Genomic DNA, 18,446 nt, shown 5'->3' with positions numbered 1-18,446 from the left:
GCAGGTGGGACGCCCGGCGCATTCCCGCTGGCGTCCCGCCCGCTCTTATGCTATGATAGGGGGACAAAGGCCCTGTGCCGGTTCCCGGAAACCAGACAACCTTTACTGTAACGGAGGAAATACCATTGATACCAAAGAAAATCTTATTCGCTGACGACGACCCGGAAATCCGCTCCGTAGTTCGCGTTTTACTGGAAAGCGAGGGCTACGAAGTGATCGAAGCCGCCGACGGCAGGGAGGCCATCCGCCTGGCGGACGACTCCATGGACCTGATCATCCTGGACGTGATGATGCCCGGCAAAGACGGCCTTTCCGCCTGTGTGGAAATCCGCAGGCGGCTCACCGTTCCCATTCTGTTCCTGACTGCCCGCACCCAGGACTCTGACAAAACTGTGGGGTTTGGAGCCGGGGCGGACGACTATCTGGCCAAGCCATTTTCCTACGCGGAGCTGGCCGCCAGGGTGAAAGCCCTGATCCGGCGCTATCACGTTTACCGGGGAAAAGAAAGCTTTGAGGCCGGTTCCGCCCTCACCATCCGGGATCTGTCCATCGACCGCCGCACCGGCCAGGTCACCCGAGACGGGGAGGAAATCCACCTCACCGATTTGGAATACCGGATACTCCTGCTTTTAGCCTCCAACCGGGGAAAAATTTTCACCATTGAAAATCTCTACGAGAGCGTGTGGGGAGAGCCCTTTTTCTACAGCGCCACCAACACGGTGATGGTTCACATCCGGAACCTGCGCAAAAAGCTGGAGCTGGACCCGAAAAATCCCACCTACGTGGTAAATGTCTGGGGAAAGGGGTACCGCATTGAATAAATCCGCCTTCTTCTCCCGCCTGAGCCTACGGCTGATGCTCACCGCCACCTTCGCCTTCCTCGTAGGCTCTCTCCTTTACGCCTTTTTCAGCATGGAGGCCTACCGTTACCTGGATGCCAAAACCTCCAGCCAGGAGCTGTACCGGACGCTGGCGGACGGCTGCGCGGACCGCCTCCAGGACTACGTTTCCGCAGGAAGCATTTCCCTTTCCGACACCGGAGCCCTGGACGCCTGGGCCTTTTCCGAGGAAAATATGGTCGTCACCCTGTACCAGGAAAATGAAGTCATTTACCAGAACGTGGACCTGATCATCGGTGACAATTTCCAGCCGGCCTTCAGCTACTCCATCTCCTTTCAGGACGGGACGGCCCTGGCCCTGATCCTCTGTGTCCCTTCCGGCGGCAGCTATCTGGCGGCTGACTTAGCCTGCGGTTTCCTGGCCATCATGACCGCCCTGCTCATCCTCTACGCCTTCATCCGCAGAAAGATCCGCTACATCGCCCTGCTGGAGTCGGAACTGCAGATTTTAAAAGGCGGAAACCTGGATCATCCCATCACCGTCATCGGAAAAGACGAGCTGGCCTCCCTGGCCACGGAAATGGACCATATGCGCCAGGCCATCCGGGACCGCCAGGCCAGAGAGGAACAGGCCGTAAAGGCTAACCGGGACCTGGTCACCGCCATGTCCCACGACCTGCGCACTCCTCTCACCTCCCTGTTGGGCTACACCGACATCCTGCTCTTGGGGAAAAATGACGGCCAGCAGGAGCAGTACATCCGAGCCATTCGGGACAAGGCCCGCCGCATCAAGGAGCTGTCGGACCAGCTCTTTGAGTATTTCCTGGTGTACGGAAAGGAAAGAGAGGATCTGAATTTCCAGCCGGTAAACGCTGTGGAATTCCTGGGCCAGGTGGTGGAGGAAAGCCTGTTTGACCTGGAAAGCGAAGGATTTTCCGTGGAGCGGGAGTCGGACGAGATCCGCTGCTCCCTGTTTACCGACATCCCCTCTGTCCGCCGCGTGTTCGGAAACATCTTTTCCAACCTGTCCAAGTACGCGGACCGCTCCCACCCGGTCCAGGTCCGTTACCGCCAGACAGAAGACACTCTCCTGATCCAGTTTCGCAACCGCGCCGCCGGCCCCGCCGCAAATGCCGAGAGCAGCGGCATCGGCTTAAAAACCTGCGAACGCATCATGACCGCCCACAGCGGCATCTTCCGCTACCGGCTGACAGAGGAGTATTTTGAGATTGAGGTGGGATTTCCCATTAGAGGGGATGAATAGGTGCGTTTATCCGGAAAATAACGCTGTGCAAAGGAGATGATACTGTGAAATATAAAACGATTTATCTTTTAACTATCATGATGGCTCTTTTGGTGTTCATGGGCGGCTGCGCCCATGGAACGGATTCTGGAACTGCCGTTGGGGAAAGCACTTCCAATGCGGCAAAGGAAACATCTGCCGCAGAGGATAGTGCGGCATCCTTCCAGCATCTGGCAGGAAACTGGAGGCTGGATTTTCACCGCACCGACAGCTCCCTGTTTGGCACCGGCATACAGTATGGAAATCATATGGGAATTTCACAGGACGGAGAACTGGATTACTTTATCGGAATCAGCGCCGGCGGAACCGGGCAATGTGCTGCGCAGGAGAACGGCATCTTTACAGTAGCGATTGAACCGTATGAAAGACACAGCTCAGAGCAAGAAATCTTAACCTTAGAATATTGCAATTCAGACGGAAACGAATCCATACAAATGACCTGGCATGAGGAAACCCTTTATTGGGTACGGGAACGGGAACCCAATCCGGCAACTCCCAGCGACGAAAGCGAGCCTTCCCGTACCTCTGACGCGGATTCCTGACTTTCGTAAGAAATAGCTTCTTGGGAATAGGTAAACCCAGGACAGGAATTCCTCTTTTATCTCCTCAAAATGCACGCCGGAGCGCACACTCGCGCCAGCAGCCATTTTCCTCTGCGCGGAGTGTGCCGCTCGAAAAAACGGCTCTGCGCAGCTTTCCCCGCGCAGAGCCGTTTCCCAGGCAGCAGCCTGGTCTCATCCGTTTCTAAATCTGATACTCCTCATAAGATTTCTCGCAGGGATTTCCCTTGCAGAAATAAATCTTTCCCTCTGTCAGGTTGACTACCATGGAAAATACCGTTCCCATCCGCTTGCCCTTGGGCTGTTCCATATCGTCATGACGGCAGATGCTGGACGGATACTCCACATGATCTCTCAGCACTTCCATAATGTCCGTTTCGGAGATCTCCTTCCCCTTCTTTCTCAGCAGCTTGTCCGCCCTTCCCAGCCTGGTGAAGGAGTCTGTAAACTTATATTTGCAGGTGTCCTTCCTGGGAAGAATGGGAAGACGGGGGCTGACAAAATGGTTGGTATGAACCAAAATGCCGTCTTTTGGATACAGGACATCAAAATCCTCATTCTCAATTTCAATATCCACGCATTCCCCGTTTTTATGGCCGATCATAAAGTTCGCGCAGCAGCCTAAGGGCAGTCTCACCGCGGCGCTGATGGCCTCCGCCAGTGTCCGGCAGTCCAGGATTCCTCTCATGGCCAGATGAAGGGGCAGCCCCTTCGGCGCCTGATCTGTGGACAGGGCGTTCAGATAAAGGCAGATTCCCGCACTGTTCACTCCGGTTTTCCCGATAATTCCCGCCTCTGTGACCATAAAGATGTCCGGTTTTCCGTTTTTCTGCCGGATCTTCATCATAATCATGGAATTTCTCTGGCTGGTCTTCCAGTCCCAGTTGTGGGCCAGGAATGCCTGGCCTCCGGCTCCCGCATCGCTGCTGATTCCGATGGACGTGCAGCCGCCGTCTGCCTTGTCCATCTCATTTCCCACAAACACCAGCTCACTCCTGCAGTTTAAGGCCAGAATATCCTCAAAGGAAAAGCCGGAACCGTCCGCGACCCCTTTGATCTCCTCCATATAATCCGGATTGTACTCCATGATAATATCCCGGAACTTTAAAGACAGCTCCTTCGCCCGCTCCCACTCCAGATTGGAGTAATCCCGGAACATTTCCTGGTAGCAGGCGATGGTCCCCGCCACCTTTTCCTTAAATATACTGCCGTGCTGATACCCGATCTCATACGGTGTTCCCTCAATCTCTACAAACGGAAAATTCTCCATACACGTTCCTCCTATCTTCCCGGACGTTTACATTCCAAACACGTTTCCCAGCACCTCTGCCATCCCTCCGGAGACGAAAAAGGTTCCGAAAATAACCAGCAGGGAAACAAACACACCCTTCCATCCGATTTTCACAAATTCTCTCCAGTCCCGGCCGACGATCACACCGGCGTAGGCGAGAATGGGCGTCACCACTGCCATCAGGTTCACCTTGTTGGCCCAGTAGATAATAAACCCGGAAACCGGGGAAAAGGGCATCGCCAGCACCATCCCGATCAGGGCGATATAGGCCACCGCCGGCAAATCTCCCGGGACAAAATGTTTTATCGTAAGCCCGGCCAGGCTGATGGCCGCGAAAATCAGCATTCCCGGCAGAGACTCCAACAGCACTCCGCCATAGCCCACCACATTACAGGCCACCGACAGGATGGCGACGATCACAAACGTCATACACCAGTCTATGAATTCTTCCCTTAAGCTCTTTCGTTCCATTTGGCTCCTCCTATCTTCCCTTGCGCATTGCCTTGTAGATCACATTCCCCAGGGGCACCGTGATAAACAGCCCCAGATATACGGAAATGGATGACGAGATCACGTTGCTGATGCTGGCAAACGCAGTAAGCACATCCGCGCTTGCCTCCGGCGCCGCCTCCATGATGCCCGCCAGTCCTGCCGTCATCATAGACGCGCTGCCTGCTCCCACTGCCATGGCCGCCGACTCCGGCGAAAAGATGCCCAGGCTTACAAAAATGGGAGGCACAATGCTCATAAATATGGTTCCGAAAATAGTTCCCACAATATAACAGGTCATCACGCCCTTAAACTCCGCGGAATCCGGTCCGAACATATCCGAGATCAGCGCCACATTGGGCTCCCGGCTCATGGCGTGGGTCATTCCCACTGACTCCCGCCCCATTCCCAGCAGCAGGGCAATGGGCAGAGCCACAAAAAGCGTTCCCACATTTCCCAGGTTCTGAAGGATCAGCACCGGGCCCGCGCTGATTACGTCGTTGATGGACGCTCCGCTGGTGATGCCTAACTTCGCCATCAAAAACGCCACGCTCAGGGTCAGAAAGGCCGATCCGATCTCCGCCTGCTTCTCCTTGACAAACCGTATGGGCTTGATCATGTAGACCACGAGAACAAAGATCATGGAATACAGCAGGGGCAGCAGGGTGATCGTCACCCCACTCACAGGAATCTTGATAGCGCCAATGGCCTCCGCCAGAATACAGCAGAGCAAAATCACGATATGAAACTTATAATCCGCCCAATTTTTTTCTTTCCACATAAGAAACCTCCTCTCACTGCCAGATCTTTTTCACGACCTCATCCCCCACCTGGCAGGTGGTTGCCGTTCCTCCCAGGTCCGGCGTCAGCACACGTTTTTCCTTCAGAATTTCCTCAATGATTTCAATCAGCCTCTTTCCCCAATCCTCATATCCGAAAAAGTCCAGCATCTGGCTTGCCGACCACACCGTAGCCAGCGGATTGGCCTTTCCCTGGCCCGCGATGTCCGGCGCGGAGCCGTGGATCGGTTCAAACATGGACGGGAACTCCCGCTCCGGATTTAAGTTTGCCCCCGCGGCTAACCCCATGCCTCCGGAAATCGCCGCGCCCAGATCCGTCAAAATATCGCCGAACAAGTTGGAGGTGACTACGATCTGAAACCGTCCCGGGTCCTTCACCATAAACATACTGGCCGCGTCCACCAGATAAGACTGCGTTTTCACGTCCGGATATTCCTGTCCCACTTCCTGGAAAATCTGATCCCAGAACACCATGGAATAGTTTAAGGCGTTCCCCTTGCTGACGCTGGTCAGTGTCTTCCCCTGTTTCCTGGCCAGCTCATAGGCATAGCGGATGATCCGCTCGCAGCCATGGCGGGAAAATACTCCCTCCTGCAGCACCACCTCATGAGGTTTCCCCTTAAACAGCCAGCTGCCATTTCCCGCGTACTCTCCTTCGCTGTTCTCTCTGACAAAGATCATGTCAATGTCCTTCCGGTCCACATCCTTTAACGGACAGGGAGCTCCTTCCAGCAGCCGCACCGGACGGAGGTTTACATACTGCTCAAAATTTTTGCGGATCGTCAGAAGCAGCCCCCACAGGGAAATGTGATCCGGTACTCCCGGATAGCCCACAGCTCCCAGGAAAATGGCCTCAAACTCCTTCAGTTTTTCAATGCCTCCCGGCTCCATCATCTCCCCTGTCCGCAGGTAATACTCGCACCCCCAGGGGAAATACTCAAACTGAAACGCGAAACGGCCGTCCCGCTTCGCCACCTCCTTCAGTACCTTCACCCCCTCAGCCAGCACCTCCGGCCCGATCCCGTCTCCCGGTATGACCGCGATTCGATGTGTCTTCATGTTTCAACCCCCTTCTCAATTATTTTCTGATTCCATAGTAATCTTTTCTTTGTTATCAGTAAAATATATTTTTCCGATGGATTAATAAAAAAAAACTATGACAGGAATCTTCTTCCCTGTCATAGCTCTTATTCGGCATTTCTTCTTTTTTCTCTCAGGTCTTTCGCGTATCGTTTCGTAAATTCCAGAAATCTGGTGGCATCGTGAAACATATGCTGCCGTTTCTTCCAGACCAGCCCGATCTGGATCTGCAGCGGCTGTTCCAGAGAAATTCCCTGAATCTCCGGCACCGTCTCCGCAATGTCCCGAAACATAAACCCGGCGGCGATTCCGCTGGATATAAATTCCTTTATGGTGTAAAACTGACTGGAATAGTGAATGATGTTGGGCTTGTGTCCCGCCTGGGCGAACCGTTTCTTGATCACCACGTTCTGATAAAACCCCTCGTTGAACATCACCAGCGGTTCCCCATAAATCTCCTCAATGGAAACGGAGCTGTTTCCCGCCAGGGGATGGCCGGCAGAGACGCAGAAAACCGTCTCTGTGTCCGTCATTGCCAGAATGTTGTAGGCCTCTCTGGAAATCTCGTTGATGGGGAGAATGGCGAAATCCAGCACGCTCTCATCCAAAAGCCCCAGCAGGTATTCGCTACCTCCCTCCCTGGAGTTTAACATAACCTCCGGAAACGCGTCCTTAAAGCTTTTATACATCTTGGGAAACAGATATGTGCCGATCATGGGCGGAATCCCCAGATTGATCCGTTTTCTCTGATTTCCCATGTCGCACATCATCTGGGTGAGCTCCTCAGACTGCTCCAGCAGCGCCTGGGCCCTCTCGTAAAAATACATTCCCTCCCGGGTAATCTCAAAGCCCTTGTTGTTCCGCTGGAGGAGGAGCAGTCCAAACTCCTCCTCCAGCTCCCGGATTGCCATGGAAACCGACGGCTGAGACACGTGGAGCTCATTTGCCGCCCTGGTAATATTTCCCGTCCTGCACGCCGTGCAAAAATACAGCAGCTGAATCAGTTTCACTTCTTCACCCGCTCCTCCAGCATCCTGCAAAGCTCCGGGATCTGGGACTCAAATTCCACGCCGTACCATCTGGGCTCCGTGGAGGACGCGGTGGCCTCAATGCACACCACCACAAAATCCGCCGCCAGGGCCAGGGCCTCCCCCAGCTCCAGCCCTCTCATCAGGCCGCCGGTCACTGTGGCCGCGTAGAGATCTCCCGTGCCGTGAAAACTCTGGGCGCATTTTCTCGTAAAATAGGAAAATTCCTTTCCGTTCCGATCCAGATAGGCCACACCCAGCTTGTCCGGCTCATAGCTCACTCCCGTCAGCGCCGCCGTTCCGCAGCCCAGCTCCAGCAGTTTCTCCAAAAGCTCCCGGATGTAGGTTTCATCGTACTCCGTTTTATAGGGCATTCCCGTGAGGAGGCAGGCCTCTGTGATGTTGGGAAGGATCACATCCGCCTTCGCGCACACCTTCGCCATGGCCGCCGGAAACTTCTCCCCGAAGGCGGGATAGAGCTTTCCGTTGTCCGCCATGGCCGGATCCACGATTGTCAGCCCCTCTTTGGTGGAGAAACGGTCAAAAAACTGACAGATCTGTTCGCACTGCTCCTCCGATGCCAGATACCCCGTATAGATCCCGTCAAAGGTGATCTCCTCCTTCTCCCACACATCGGCGATGGGCTCGATCTGGTCGGAGAGATCCTTGCAGGTGAAATGCTTGAACATGGTGTGATTGGACAGCACCGCCGTCGGCAGGATTCCGCACTCCACTCCCATGGCGGAAATCACCGGCAGAGCCACCGTGATGGAACAGCGTCCAACGCAGGATATATCCTGAAGTGTGATAATTCGTTTCATAAATCAATACCTCCCTGTCTGATGTCTGATATGCAGGTTTCCGGGCCCCCCAGGCCGCCGCCTGGGAAAATCCCGGAAACTCGTGTGTTTCATATAGAGAAGTATAGCAAAAGTGGCTTGGTTTGAAATAGCCAGAATCCTTCTTTTTGATGAGGCCAGTTTTCTGTTCCCGGGAATCCATAACGGTTACCGTTATTTTCCGCCTTTTCACTCCAGCTCAATCCCAAAATACCGGCTCCCCCACTTTGCCATCTCGTAAAACACCGGCAGCATCTCCCGCCCGGCTTCCGTCAGGGAATACTCCACCCGCACCGGCATTTCTTCGTACTGCCGCCGCTCCACAATTCCTGCTTCCTCCAGGCGTTTCAGTGTGGAAGAAAGCATGGTGTTAGTGGTATCCGCCAGACTTCGTTTCAGCTCTCCAAATCGCACAGCATCCCGCCTCTGCAGCTCAAAAATCACTCTGGACGTCCACTTTCCCCCAAGGAGCTCCAGCGTCTTCGCCACCGGGCAGTCCTTTCCGGGATCCGCCGTCTTGATTCCCTCTCTGAATTCTTCCAACGTAAGCATTCTTTCCTCCTTCGGTACGTTTTTTCGCACCACATACGTTTTTTCTGCGTACTTGATTTCTCTGTAAAATATAGTACGATAATTATACCATGTTGAAAAAAGAAATCAACCTGGCAGTTACATCCATTTATACTAGGAGGAATTTTTATGAATACACTTACTGCGATCCGATCTAGAAAAAGCCCGGAAACCTTTCTTTCCACCCCCCTAAAGCGGGAAACCATCACCGCCATCGCTGAGGCCGGGAACTACGCTCCCATCTTTGGGCACATTCATTTTACTGTCCTCACCGACCCGGAACTGCTTCAGGCGGTAAATGACCGTTCCATTGAAATGATGAAACAAAGCGGAAATGAATTCGCAGAGAAAATGGCGAACACCCCCGGCTACAGCGCCACCCGGAACGCCCAGGCTATGATCCTGCTGTCCGCACCAGGCGGACATGACGCTATTGGCTTTGCCATGGCAAATGTGTCCTGCGCGGCGGAAAATATGTGCCTCGCGGCCACGGAGCTTGGCATCGGCTCCCGTTTTATGATGGGACCGGTGATGGCCCTCTCTCAGGAACCCATCCGGTCTGTCCTCTGCCTGCCGGAAGGCTATGAGCCCCTTGTAGCTGTAGCGCTGGGGAATGTGGAAGGGAAATGTTCCCAGAGAAAAAAAGAAATGAACAATGTGAACTGGGTCTAACGCGGGGCATTGCCTGCGCGTCTTCACCGAACGCTGGCTGTCCGCCCGCGCCGGAACACGGCCGCGCAGACAGCCAGCGTTTTCCCTACGAGACGCCGTCCCGCCCCATCACGCCTTCTGTTCCCGGATCCACTCCGCCCACGTCCTGTAGTATTTCCCCAAAATATGGACGCCGTCAGAGGAATAGCCGGCTCCCAGACTGCCGGTTTCGTCGTCAAACAGGCTGTTCACGTCAATATACCCGCAGCCCTTGTCCACGGCGATCTCATAGACCTGCCGATTGACCGCGTTGATGCGGTCGTTTCCGTAGGCCGGGTTCTGGTCGGATTTCTGTTTCGTGACGTGAAGGTTTGCCCCCAGGATCACGTAGGCGTCCGGCTGGGCCGATTGGATGAGATCCACCACCTTGGAATACTGTTTCACAATGGACGGATCAGAGTAGCCCAGCTCATTGATCCCCAGCATAAGGTAGATGGTGGCAAACTGCCGCTCCGCCAGCAGAGCCTCCAGGCCCGTTTTCCGGCCGTCCACCTCCACCTCCGCTGAGAGGACGTTGAACACGCTCATTCCCTTGTTGGCAAACACGGTGGCTCCGTCCAGCCCGCCGTACTCAGAAAGCCCCACCGTCCGGGAGTCCCCGATAAAGAGGGCCGTGGAAAAATCCGCCTGCCAGCTGCCCTCCCCGCCGGTTTCCGGGGACGTCTGATCCTTCGTTTCCTGTTCCGGCGCGGCCTGGGCCGGGGCTCCGTCCTCTGTCCCGCCCTGGGCTGAGGCGTCAAGTCCCTGGGAAAGCGGCGTCAACGCGCCGTTTTCCGCCACGGCGGCCAACGGCGTTTCCGGAGCCTCTCCTCCGTTTCCGGCGCCGCCGTCCCGTTTTGCCCCTTCTCCATTTCCCGCGGGCTGCTGCCCGGGCCCTTCAAATCTCACATCCTCGGAAGGGGTGGCACTCTGCGCGCCTTCCTCTCCCGGCAGACTCCCTTCCGTTTCAAATACCGGTCCTTCGGCGTCCGCCATCTCTCCTCCCACAAACGCCGCCACCCGCTCAAAAAATCCGTTTCCCTCAGGCGGCAGCGCCACCGCGGCGGCCACGATCAGGCTCCCGGTCAAAAGCAGGCTGTACCAATGCTGTCGCTGTTTCATCTATCACTTATCCTCCATGGGTCTGAATTGTCACATTTAAAAGCTGAAATACAGGAAGGGGTCATTCTCCCCCATCTGAATGCAGTATACGGAAATCCAGAATACCGCCAGCAAAATCACTGCCGTCACCAGCGTATTCCGATACCGGTCATAGAGCCTTCTTGGCCAGCCGGTCATGAAAATCAGTCCCGCCGCCAGGGAAATCCCGTAAAGCCTTCCATATTTCAGATAGTCTCCCGCAAAATACATCACGTCCTTGCCGCCCTCCAGAAAGGGGAACAGGCGCTGGAAATACACCGCCAGCTGTCCCGGGTCCCCAATGGCAAAAATCATCCACGTCAGAGGAATGGCAAGCATCATATACAGATGCCCCAGAGCCGGCACCCGGTGAAACAGGCGGGCCAGGCCCAGCTTTTCCAGAGTCATGAGCACAAAAAGGGTCAGACCCCAGAACAGGAAGTTCCAGCTGGCGCCGTGCCAGAATCCGGTGAGGAGCCACACTGCCAGCATATTGCGGAGCATCACCGCCGTCCCCCGCCGGTTTCCTCCCAGCGGAATGTACACGTAATCCCGGAACCAGCTACCCAGGGTGATGTGCCAGCGCCGCCAGAATTCCGTCATGGACAGGGACATATAAGGGGTGGCGAAGTTCTGAGGCAGCTCAAAGCCCAGAATCCTCCCCAGGCCCACCGCCATAAGGGAGTAGCCGCAGAAGTCAAAATACAGCTGCAGGCTGTACGCCGCCGCCCCCATCCAGGCCAAAGGCGTGGAAATGCTGTCGTAGCCGATGGCCCCCACCTGGCTCCACAAACCGCCCAGACGGTCGGCAATCAAAACCTTATACCCCAGGCCGATGGTCAGCTCCCGCAGGCCGCTCTCCACCATCCCGGCGGAAAGGCCGCGCCCGGAAATCTCCTCAGCCTCGTCTGGATAGCGGACGATGGGGCCGGAAATCAGATGGGGAAACATCCCCAGATACATTCCGAAATTCACAAAAGAACGCTCATACTTAGCCTCCCTGCGATAAACGTCTGCCAGATAGGCGATGGCCTGAAAGGTGTAAAAGCTGATCCCGATGGGAAGGGCCGGCCGGTACACCGGAAGGGTCACCCCCACCTTGAGAAGGGCAAACATCTGATTCAGATTTTCCGCGAAAAAGGCGGAATATTTAAACAAAAGCAGCCAGAACAGGTTGTAGGCCACCCCCACCGCCAGCCAGCGCCCCCGCGCCGCCCCCCGGTTTCTCCGCCCAATGAGGGCTCCCACCTGAAAGTTCACCGCGATGGAGACGGCAAACAGGAGAAAATACAGGGGGTTGTCTTTCACCCCATAGAAGTAAAATGCCAGGCTGCCCGCAAACAGGCAGAGGTTCCTGTGCCGTTCCGGACAGGCAAAATAAAGAAACAAAAAGACCGGCAGGAACCGGAATAAAAAATCAAAACTGCTGAATATCATTCTTCCGTATGTCTCTTTCTGTTATTTTTTGGTATTTTTTGTTATTATTTGATGTGGTTGCTATTTTCTTCGTTTTTTGTGCTTTTATTGGGATTCAGCGCCGCTCAGCGGCAGAAACAGGCATTTCCCCGCCCTCCGCCGCCGTTTCCCCACAAACACAAAGACCGGGGCCAGCAGACAGCTGCCGCCCCGGTGACTCCTTTTCCTGTGGATATCGGATGAAAATGGGCTACTGGACCCACACGCCGCTGGCGTCCACGTAGTAGCCGTCCGGCGTATAGGCGTTCTTCACCATGGCGCCGTCGGAGCCCATGTAGTACCAGTTGTCCCCGCTCTTGGCCCAGTAGTCCTTGGCCATGGCGCCGGTGGTGCGGAAATAGTACCACTCTCCGTTGGCAGCCTGCCGCCAGCCGGTAGCCATGGTCCCGTCGCTCTCAAACCAGTATTCCTGGCCGTCGATGGTCATCCACTCTCCCGCCGCTCTCCGGCCGTCCGCCTTTACAAAGTACCACTTCTCCCCGCTCTGTTCCCAGCGGTTTCCGGAGACGGAGGCGCCGCCGGTCAGGGCGCTGTAATATTCAAATCCGTAATCCAAAAGGGCCTTCGTGTCCTCGTAGTGGGTGGAAGAACTTTTCATAATCACCGCGATCAGGCGCACGCCGTTTTTCTCCGCGGCAGTCACCAGGGTATTGCCTGCCTTGGAGGTGTAGCCCGTCTTTCCGCCGATGATGCCGGGATAATACCGGGAATCGGTGGAGTAAAACATCTTGTGCCCCATGGTCACCGTCTTGCCCGACGGATTTTTCGACGTGGGGGCAATTTTATAGCTTAAGGTGGAGGCCACCTTCTGAACAGTGGGGTTGCTAAACGCCGCCCTGGCGATCAGAGCCATGTCGTAGGGCGTGGTTTTATGGTCCGCGTTGTTCAGACCGTTGGGATTTTCAAAATTGGTGTTTTGGCATCCTAACTCCTTGGCCCTGGCGTTCATCCGAGCCGCGAAGGCGCTCACGCTCCCATCCATATGCTCCGCCAGGCCGTTGGCCACCTCGTTGGCAGACTTTAAGAGCAGGGCGTATAAGCAGTCCTGTACCGTCAGCTTGTCTCCCTCTACCAGATTGATGGTCACCGCGCCGGACTCCAGATTGGTGGTGGCCGTCTTTGAGAAGGTGACGACCTCGTTTAAATCGCAGTTTTCCGCCACCAGCAGGGCCGTCATCAGCTTGGTGATGCTGGCCGGGTAAAACTGGGCGTTCTCATTTTTTCCGTACAGAAGCTTTCCCGTGCCGGCGTCAATGAGGGCCGCGCCCTCCGCCTGGATCTCCGGGGCTTTCACGGTGGAAACCTGAGCTCCGGCTCCCGTTCCGGCCGTGGTGGCTCCGCCGCCATTTCCCAGCACCGATCCCGGGCCCACGTTCTGGGTGCCGGAAGAAGGGGTATTTGGGGTTCCGGACTGGCCGCTACCTCCCGGGGTGGACGTACCGGACGGGGTGGTATTTCCTGTCTGGGGCGATCCGCCAGGTCCCTGCGTGGTGATGTCCGCACCGGTTCCCGGAGTCTGGGTGGAAGATGACCCTCCCGTATTTCCCGGAGTCTGGGAGGATGAGGGCGCGGAGGAGCCGGTGCCTGAGGATACGTTCCCCGTGGGCACGGGCGGCGCCGTGATGGCGGCGTAGGATGCCTGGGAAAGCGCCAGACTGGCGCAGAGTGCCATGATCAAAATAGAACTGCGTCGTTTCATATGTATAATCTCCTGTGATTTTCGTAATGTTTATCAGAATCCGGGCAGAGCGCCCGGCGCCATAGAGACAGTATATCACAGATTTCCCTCTAAAAATATGTCAACTTTCTTAACATTTTTCCCCGCCCCTCCTTCCGCCCCCGTTCCTCCCTTTTCTTTACGGAACCCATTCCCGGAAAAAGGAAATTTCTGCCTCCTCTACAGTCGGTTTCTTCCCTTTCCCGCCGCCGTCTCCGCCCTGCGGGCACAGCAAAAAGCAGGCGTGAATCCGCCTGCTTTCTGTCCGTTCCTCTATTGGTTCCTGTTCGTTTTTCCGGCCTGTCACTCCGCCGTTTTCTGATCCAGGCTGTCCTGGAGAATGTCCATAAATTCCTCTCCCGTGATGGTCTCATGGGCGTACAGGTATTGGGCCAGGGAATTTAACTCCCTCATATGGGCCCTCAACAGTTCCTCCGCCTTCTGATACTGGGCTCTCACCACCTCGATCACCTTCCGGTCAATCTCCGTGGCCGTCTCCGGGGAACAGGCCAGGGACGAATCCCCGCCCAGGTACTGATTTCCCACGGTCTCGAGAGCCACCATGCCAAAGTCGCTCATGCCAAACCTTGTGATCATGGCCCGCGCCAGCTTTGTGGCCTGCTCAATATCGTTGGACGCTCCTGTGGTGATGGAGTGGAAGATCAGATCCTCCGCCACGCGGCCGCCGGTATAGGTGGCGATCTTGTTTTCCAGCTCCTCCTTCGTCATCAGGTTGTGCTCGTCCTGTTCCACCTGCATGGTGTAGCCCAGGGCGCCGGAGGTTCTGGGAATGATGGTGATTTTCGTCACCGGGGCCGAATGGGTCTGCAGGGCCGCCACCAGGGCGTGTCCGATCTCATGGTAAGAAACCACCATCTTTTCGTGGTCGGACATGATCTTGTTCTTCTTCTGATAGCCGGCGATGACCACCTCCACGCTCTCCTCCAGATCGGCCTGGGTCACCACCTTGCGGCCGTTTCGCACCGCGTGAAGGGCTGCCTCGTTCACCATGTTGGCCAACTCCGCGCCGGAGGCTCCGGCGGCGGCCCTGGCGATGGCCGCGAAATCCACGTCATCGGAAAGTTTCACCTTTTTCCCGTGCACCTTCAGAATATCTTCCCGCCCCTGAAGGTCCGGCAGCTCCACCGGGATCCTCCGGTCAAAACGGCCGGGGCGCAGAAGGGCCGGATCCAGGGAGTCCGGCCGGTTGGTCGCCGCCAGGATAATCACTCCCTTTTTGGCGTCGAAACCGTCCATCTCCGTGAGAAGCTGGTTCAAGGTCTGCTCTCTCTCATCGTTTCCGCCCATGACGCCCGTATCCCTCTTTTTGCCGATGGTGTCGATCTCGTCGATAAACACGATACAGGGGGCCTTCTCGTTGGCCTGCTTAAACAGATCCCGCACCTTGGCGGCGCCCATGCCCACAAACATTTCCACAAATTCTGAACCGGAGATGGAGAAAAAGGGCACGTTGGCCTCGCCGGCCACCGCCTTTGCCAGAAGGGTTTTTCCCGTTCCAGGAGGGCCTACAAGCAGGGCGCCCTTGGGGATGGAGGCGCCGATTTCCGCGTAGCGGCCGGGGTTGTGGAGGTAGTCCACGATTTCCTTTAACAGCTCCTTGGCCTCGTCCTCACCGGCCACGTCGGAGAACCGGATCCCCTCTGTGGACTGGACGTAAACCTTGGCGTTGCTCTTTCCGAAGGTCATGGCGTTTCCCATGCCCCCCGGCCCCATTTTTTTCATCATCCAGCGGGACAAAAGCTGCCCCATCACCACAAAGAACACCACCGGCAGCACCCAGCTGAGCAGAGTCTGCAGCAGAGGGGACATCTCCTTTACGATGGGTTCGCCGAAATTGCGGATCCCGGCGTTATACAGGCGGTCCACTAAAAAGCCGTCGTCCATCCGCCCCGTCTTGTAAAACCGCTGGGGCGTGCCGTTGTCGCTGAAAATGATCTCTCCGTCCGTCACCTGGACCTCGTCCAGATCCCCGTCCTCCGCCATCTGGAGAAACACGCCGTAGTCCACTTCCTGGACCTGGGCGGAAAACAGAGACGGCGTCACCAGAAGATTGAACAGCAGCAGCACCGCCATCACAATCAGGTAATAAAAAATCAATGGTTTTTTTGGTGTTTTTACCTCTTGCATATCCTATTCCTTTCTCAGTTTCTGCACTAACGCGCAAAGCTTTTTTAATCCTTTTAAAATGTCTTCCATGTCCTCCGGCGGCTGCTGCCGGAAGGCCTCCCCGCAGCAGCTCTCCAGCTCCCCGGTCAGTCCGTTTAATACCTCCCGGCCCCGACCGCTGATAGTCACCACCACCACGCGCTCGTCCTCCGGGCTGCGGCTGCGGACGATGAGCTCTCTCTGCTCCAGCTTTTTGCAGACTGCGGTGATATTTCCGCGGAGCACCCCCACTCTGCCGCTTAATTCCCCCACGCTCTGGGGGCCGTCCCCCTCTAACACCGCCAGCACGTGAAACTGCTGTATGGTCAGTCCATACCGGCGGCAGGCCGGGACAAAATACCCGTCCAGGGCGTCCTTGATCGCCATGGACGCCGCCAGGAGCTCATTGCGAAACTCTCCCGCGTTCATCGGATCCCTCCTCTGTAAATTATACTTAAATTAAGTATTTTCTATATTATACCTGATTTGTGTCTTTTTTATGTTCAAACCATAAAATAAGTCTAAAGATTGTGTTTATGGAAATTTTAGGGGCGGGGATGGGATAGCCTTTTTCCCACTACACAAATCCGATATATCTGTGCGCGTGAGCACGCCCATCTATATCGCCGCCATCCGGGGCTTTCACAATAAAAAGCCGCCAGGGACGGCCGAAGCTGCTTTCTCAGCAAACTCCAGCCATCCCTGGCGGCATCAGAGGTCTCCCTCTATCTTCTTTTTCTCTTTTTATACAGATCACTGCGGAAATTGTTGAAATGAATGACCAGGGTGACCAGGCACAGGGCAATGCAGATCCACTCTGCCAGCATATTCCCCAGGTTCAGCCCCAGCACAATGCAGGTGACGGCGTCGATGAGAAACAGCCACCGCTCCGCCCGGTAAAGCCTGGGAAGGTCAAATTCCTCCTCCCGCAGCCCCGTTCCATTTTTATTTCCCATAAAAATCAGGAAATCCTTGTTCATAAACAGCATTACCGTCTCAACAGCGCAGGCCACTCCGCTGAGTAAGAATAACATATCCATCTTTCTCTGTCCTCTCCTTGGGTAAACTTTTGAAGACAGGAGTCCCGTTCCTCACTGCCTACCCGGACAGTATATCACATTTTCCAGCTCCTCCGCAATCATTTGCAGCCATTCCCCGCTGCAATCCTCTCCCAGGGCAAAGAGGGCCCGGCACACCAGGTCCCTGTTTTCCCCGATCTCTCCCCGGTCCGTGAGGCATTTTAACCGTTCCAGAATCCCTATTTTCCCGTCCCGGATCTCCAGAGGGCCCGTCCAGAGCTCTCCCGCCTCATAGTCAAAGAACCGGCCGCAGGGGTTTTTGCAGACGGTGCAGTCCGGCAGCAGCCGCGCCTTTTTCTCGTGAATGCGGGCCTCCAGGGCGGAAACCGGATCTTCCGCCCCCTCCAAACGCCCATTCTCCCCGGAACTCTCCGGCGCGAACATCATCACCAGGGCCTCACGGATCAGCCCCATGGTCTCCCCGTCCGCCGGGATCCGGTCCGCGGTGCGCGCCAGCCCCACTGCCGCTCCCAGGAGCCGTTCCAATGGTTTCGTTCTCTCCATACCGATCTCTCCACTGTTTCTTAAGAAAGAATGTCTCCCTCCACGGAAATGGTCACTACCTCCAGGGGCAGGGATTTTCCGCTGCGCTCCAGGGCTGTCCTTACCGCCCGCTCCAAACCGCCGCAGCAGGGCACCTCCATGCGCGCCACCGTCACGGTGCGGATCTCATTTCTGCGGAACAGCTCCGTCAGCTTTTCCGAATAGTCCACGGGATCCAGCTTGGGACAGCCCACCAACACCACGTGATCCCGGATAAAACGGTTGTGGAAATCCCCGTAGGCGTAGGCGGTGCAGTCCGCGGCGATGAGCAGGTCCGCTCCCTGAAAATAGGGGGCGCCTAAGGGCGCCAGCTGGATCTGCACTGGCCACTGGCGCAGCTGGCTGACTGCCGCCCTGGGGGAATGTCCGTGGCAAGCGGACAAACCATCTTCTGAACCGGCCCCGCCAAGGGCTCTGGAGGCCGCTCCGGGACATCCCCCATGGCCGGACTCTGCCGTTTTTCCTCCTCCCAGGATTCTGGGCGCCGTTCCGGGGCAGCCGCAGGCGAACGCCTCCTTCGCCGTTTCCGCCTTTGCCCGCTCCAGGTTTTCCATATGACGTTTCACCGCCTCCTCGTCAAAGGCCGCTGCCTCCCGCTCCTCGAAGGAGATGGCCCCTGTGGGACAGGCGGGCAGGCAGTTGCCCAGGCCGTCGCAGTAGTCGTCCCGGATCAGTTTCGCCTTCCCGTCCACCATGGCGATGGCTCCCTCTTTGCAGGCGCTGGCGCACAGGCCGCAGCCATTGCATTTTTCCTCGTCAATCGTGATAATTTTTCTGATCATACTTCCTCCTCTGAATCTCTTTCCCTTGACCTTATGGGGCAAGTATACTATAAT

Annotated in this window: 19 protein-coding genes; 4 read left to right on the top strand and 15 right to left on the bottom strand. The window is 56.1% G+C overall.

The features are described 5' to 3' along the window. The first annotated feature begins 125 nt into the window (after positions 1-125). From B5E84_RS03295 to B5E84_RS03285, 3 genes are read left to right on the top strand one after another with little or no spacing between them, the layout of a single operon-like run. Positions 126-821, top strand: coding sequence for a response regulator transcription factor (locus B5E84_RS03295; protein ID WP_087219172.1), 696 nt, complete (start codon positions 126-128; stop codon positions 819-821). Beyond that, positions 814-2,103, top strand: a complete 1,290-nt coding sequence (locus B5E84_RS03290) for a sensor histidine kinase (protein WP_162612799.1) — start codon at positions 814-816, stop codon at positions 2,101-2,103. The genes B5E84_RS03295 and B5E84_RS03290 overlap by 8 nt, the downstream gene beginning before the upstream one ends. A gap of 44 nt (positions 2,104-2,147) precedes the next feature. Then, complete coding sequence (locus B5E84_RS03285; protein ID WP_087219166.1) at positions 2,148-2,684, top strand: hypothetical protein; 537 nt, start codon at positions 2,148-2,150, stop codon at positions 2,682-2,684. A 202-nt stretch (positions 2,685-2,886) separates the two neighbouring features. On the opposite strand, the gene B5E84_RS03280 is transcribed toward B5E84_RS03285, so the two are convergent. The 7 genes from B5E84_RS03280 to B5E84_RS03245 form a co-directional block, all read right to left on the bottom strand. Next, positions 2,887-3,972, bottom strand: a complete 1,086-nt coding sequence (locus B5E84_RS03280; RefSeq protein WP_087219163.1) for a C45 family autoproteolytic acyltransferase/hydrolase — start codon at positions 3,970-3,972, stop codon at positions 2,887-2,889. 27 nt (positions 3,973-3,999) lie between these two features. Further along, the gene (locus B5E84_RS03275) at positions 4,000-4,464 is read right to left on the bottom strand and encodes a hypothetical protein (RefSeq protein WP_087219160.1); all 465 of its coding nucleotides are present in this window, start codon (positions 4,462-4,464) and stop codon (positions 4,000-4,002) included. A 10-nt stretch (positions 4,465-4,474) separates the two neighbouring features. Next, complete coding sequence (locus B5E84_RS03270) at positions 4,475-5,263, bottom strand: DUF3100 domain-containing protein (protein WP_087219157.1); 789 nt, start codon at positions 5,261-5,263, stop codon at positions 4,475-4,477. Between the two features lie 13 nt (positions 5,264-5,276). After that, the gene (locus B5E84_RS03265; RefSeq protein ID WP_087219154.1) at positions 5,277-6,341 is read right to left on the bottom strand and encodes a tartrate dehydrogenase; all 1,065 of its coding nucleotides are present in this window, start codon (positions 6,339-6,341) and stop codon (positions 5,277-5,279) included. A 128-nt stretch (positions 6,342-6,469) separates the two neighbouring features. After that, a complete protein-coding gene (locus B5E84_RS20290; RefSeq protein WP_162612798.1) occupies positions 6,470-7,372 on the bottom strand; it encodes a LysR family transcriptional regulator in 903 nt (300 codons plus the stop codon). Beyond that, positions 7,369-8,211, bottom strand: coding sequence for a pyridoxamine kinase (locus tag B5E84_RS03250; protein WP_087219149.1), 843 nt, complete (start codon positions 8,209-8,211; stop codon positions 7,369-7,371). Before B5E84_RS03250 ends, B5E84_RS20290 begins: the two co-directional genes overlap by 4 nt. Positions 8,212-8,418: 207 nt before the next feature. Continuing rightward, positions 8,419-8,781 (bottom strand): winged helix-turn-helix transcriptional regulator, encoded by a 363-nt coding sequence (locus tag B5E84_RS03245; protein WP_087219146.1) that lies wholly within the window; start codon positions 8,779-8,781, stop codon positions 8,419-8,421. Positions 8,782-8,928: 147 nt separating this feature from the next. Between B5E84_RS03245 and B5E84_RS03240 the strand changes: the two genes are divergently transcribed. Beyond that, positions 8,929-9,471: a nitroreductase family protein gene (locus tag B5E84_RS03240; RefSeq protein WP_087219143.1), complete on the top strand. Its 543-nt coding sequence runs from the start codon at positions 8,929-8,931 to the stop codon at positions 9,469-9,471. 108 nt (positions 9,472-9,579) lie between these two features. Here the strand turns inward: B5E84_RS03240 and B5E84_RS03235 are convergent, their stop codons facing one another. The 8 genes from B5E84_RS03235 to B5E84_RS03200 form a co-directional block, all read right to left on the bottom strand. Further along, positions 9,580-10,611, bottom strand: coding sequence for a GDSL-type esterase/lipase family protein (locus B5E84_RS03235; protein ID WP_242963244.1), 1,032 nt, complete (start codon positions 10,609-10,611; stop codon positions 9,580-9,582). 36 nt (positions 10,612-10,647) lie between these two features. Continuing rightward, a complete protein-coding gene (locus B5E84_RS03230) occupies positions 10,648-12,066 on the bottom strand; it encodes an MBOAT family O-acyltransferase (protein ID WP_087219140.1) in 1,419 nt (472 codons plus the stop codon). A gap of 229 nt (positions 12,067-12,295) precedes the next feature. Continuing rightward, entirely contained in the window at positions 12,296-13,804 is a 1,509-nt protein-coding gene (locus B5E84_RS03225) for a serine hydrolase (RefSeq protein ID WP_087219137.1), read from the bottom strand. A gap of 321 nt (positions 13,805-14,125) precedes the next feature. Next, the gene (gene ftsH, locus B5E84_RS03220; RefSeq protein WP_087219134.1) at positions 14,126-15,970 is read right to left on the bottom strand and encodes an ATP-dependent zinc metalloprotease FtsH; all 1,845 of its coding nucleotides are present in this window, start codon (positions 15,968-15,970) and stop codon (positions 14,126-14,128) included. A 3-nt stretch (positions 15,971-15,973) separates the two neighbouring features. After that, positions 15,974-16,417: a MarR family winged helix-turn-helix transcriptional regulator gene (locus B5E84_RS03215; protein ID WP_087219131.1), complete on the bottom strand. Its 444-nt coding sequence runs from the start codon at positions 16,415-16,417 to the stop codon at positions 15,974-15,976. Between the two features lie 296 nt (positions 16,418-16,713). Further along, positions 16,714-17,028 carry a hypothetical protein gene (locus B5E84_RS03210; RefSeq protein WP_087219128.1) on the bottom strand — a complete coding sequence of 105 codons (315 nt, stop codon included), beginning with the start codon at positions 17,026-17,028 and terminating at the stop codon, positions 16,714-16,716. A gap of 51 nt (positions 17,029-17,079) precedes the next feature. Continuing rightward, on the bottom strand, positions 17,080-17,571 hold the full coding sequence (locus B5E84_RS03205) for a hypothetical protein (protein WP_087219125.1): 492 nt from the start codon (positions 17,569-17,571) through the stop codon (positions 17,080-17,082). Between the two features lie 20 nt (positions 17,572-17,591). After that, entirely contained in the window at positions 17,592-18,392 is an 801-nt protein-coding gene (locus B5E84_RS03200; RefSeq protein ID WP_087219122.1) for an ATP-binding protein, read from the bottom strand. Positions 18,393-18,446: the final 54 nt, after the last annotated feature.

It is taken from the genome of Lachnoclostridium sp. An14, from assembly GCF_002160755.1.
Classification (GTDB): Bacteria; Bacillota; Clostridia; order Lachnospirales; family Lachnospiraceae; genus Lachnoclostridium_A.
This window is presented reverse-complemented; position numbering and strand designations above follow the sequence as displayed.

Excerpts from the sequence above, each read along its gene's own strand:
- B5E84_RS03250 (WP_087219149.1), bottom strand. The coding sequence starts at position 8,211 with ATGAAACGAATTATCACACTTCAGGATATATCCTGCGTTGGACGCTGT.
- B5E84_RS03270 (WP_087219157.1), bottom strand. The coding sequence starts at position 5,263 with ATGTGGAAAGAAAAAAATTGGGCGGATTATAAGTTTCATATCGTGATT.
- B5E84_RS03215 (WP_087219131.1), bottom strand. The coding sequence starts at position 16,417 with ATGAACGCGGGAGAGTTTCGCAATGAGCTCCTGGCGGCGTCCATGGCG.
- B5E84_RS03225 (WP_087219137.1), bottom strand. The coding sequence starts at position 13,804 with ATGAAACGACGCAGTTCTATTTTGATCATGGCACTCTGCGCCAGTCTG.
- B5E84_RS03210 (WP_087219128.1), bottom strand. The coding sequence starts at position 17,028 with ATGGATATGTTATTCTTACTCAGCGGAGTGGCCTGCGCTGTTGAGACG.
- B5E84_RS03280 (WP_087219163.1), bottom strand. The coding sequence starts at position 3,972 with ATGGAGAATTTTCCGTTTGTAGAGATTGAGGGAACACCGTATGAGATC.
- B5E84_RS03240 (WP_087219143.1), top strand. The coding sequence starts at position 8,929 with ATGAATACACTTACTGCGATCCGATCTAGAAAAAGCCCGGAAACCTTT.
- B5E84_RS03205 (WP_087219125.1), bottom strand. The coding sequence starts at position 17,571 with ATGGAGAGAACGAAACCATTGGAACGGCTCCTGGGAGCGGCAGTGGGG.
- B5E84_RS03230 (WP_087219140.1), bottom strand. The coding sequence starts at position 12,066 with ATGATATTCAGCAGTTTTGATTTTTTATTCCGGTTCCTGCCGGTCTTT.
- B5E84_RS03275 (WP_087219160.1), bottom strand. The coding sequence starts at position 4,464 with ATGGAACGAAAGAGCTTAAGGGAAGAATTCATAGACTGGTGTATGACG.
- ftsH (WP_087219134.1), bottom strand. The coding sequence starts at position 15,970 with ATGCAAGAGGTAAAAACACCAAAAAAACCATTGATTTTTTATTACCTG.
- B5E84_RS03235 (WP_242963244.1), bottom strand. The coding sequence starts at position 10,611 with ATGAAACAGCGACAGCATTGGTACAGCCTGCTTTTGACCGGGAGCCTG.
- B5E84_RS03245 (WP_087219146.1), bottom strand. The coding sequence starts at position 8,781 with ATGCTTACGTTGGAAGAATTCAGAGAGGGAATCAAGACGGCGGATCCC.
- B5E84_RS03200 (WP_087219122.1), bottom strand. The coding sequence starts at position 18,392 with ATGATCAGAAAAATTATCACGATTGACGAGGAAAAATGCAATGGCTGC.
- B5E84_RS03265 (WP_087219154.1), bottom strand. The coding sequence starts at position 6,341 with ATGAAGACACATCGAATCGCGGTCATACCGGGAGACGGGATCGGGCCG.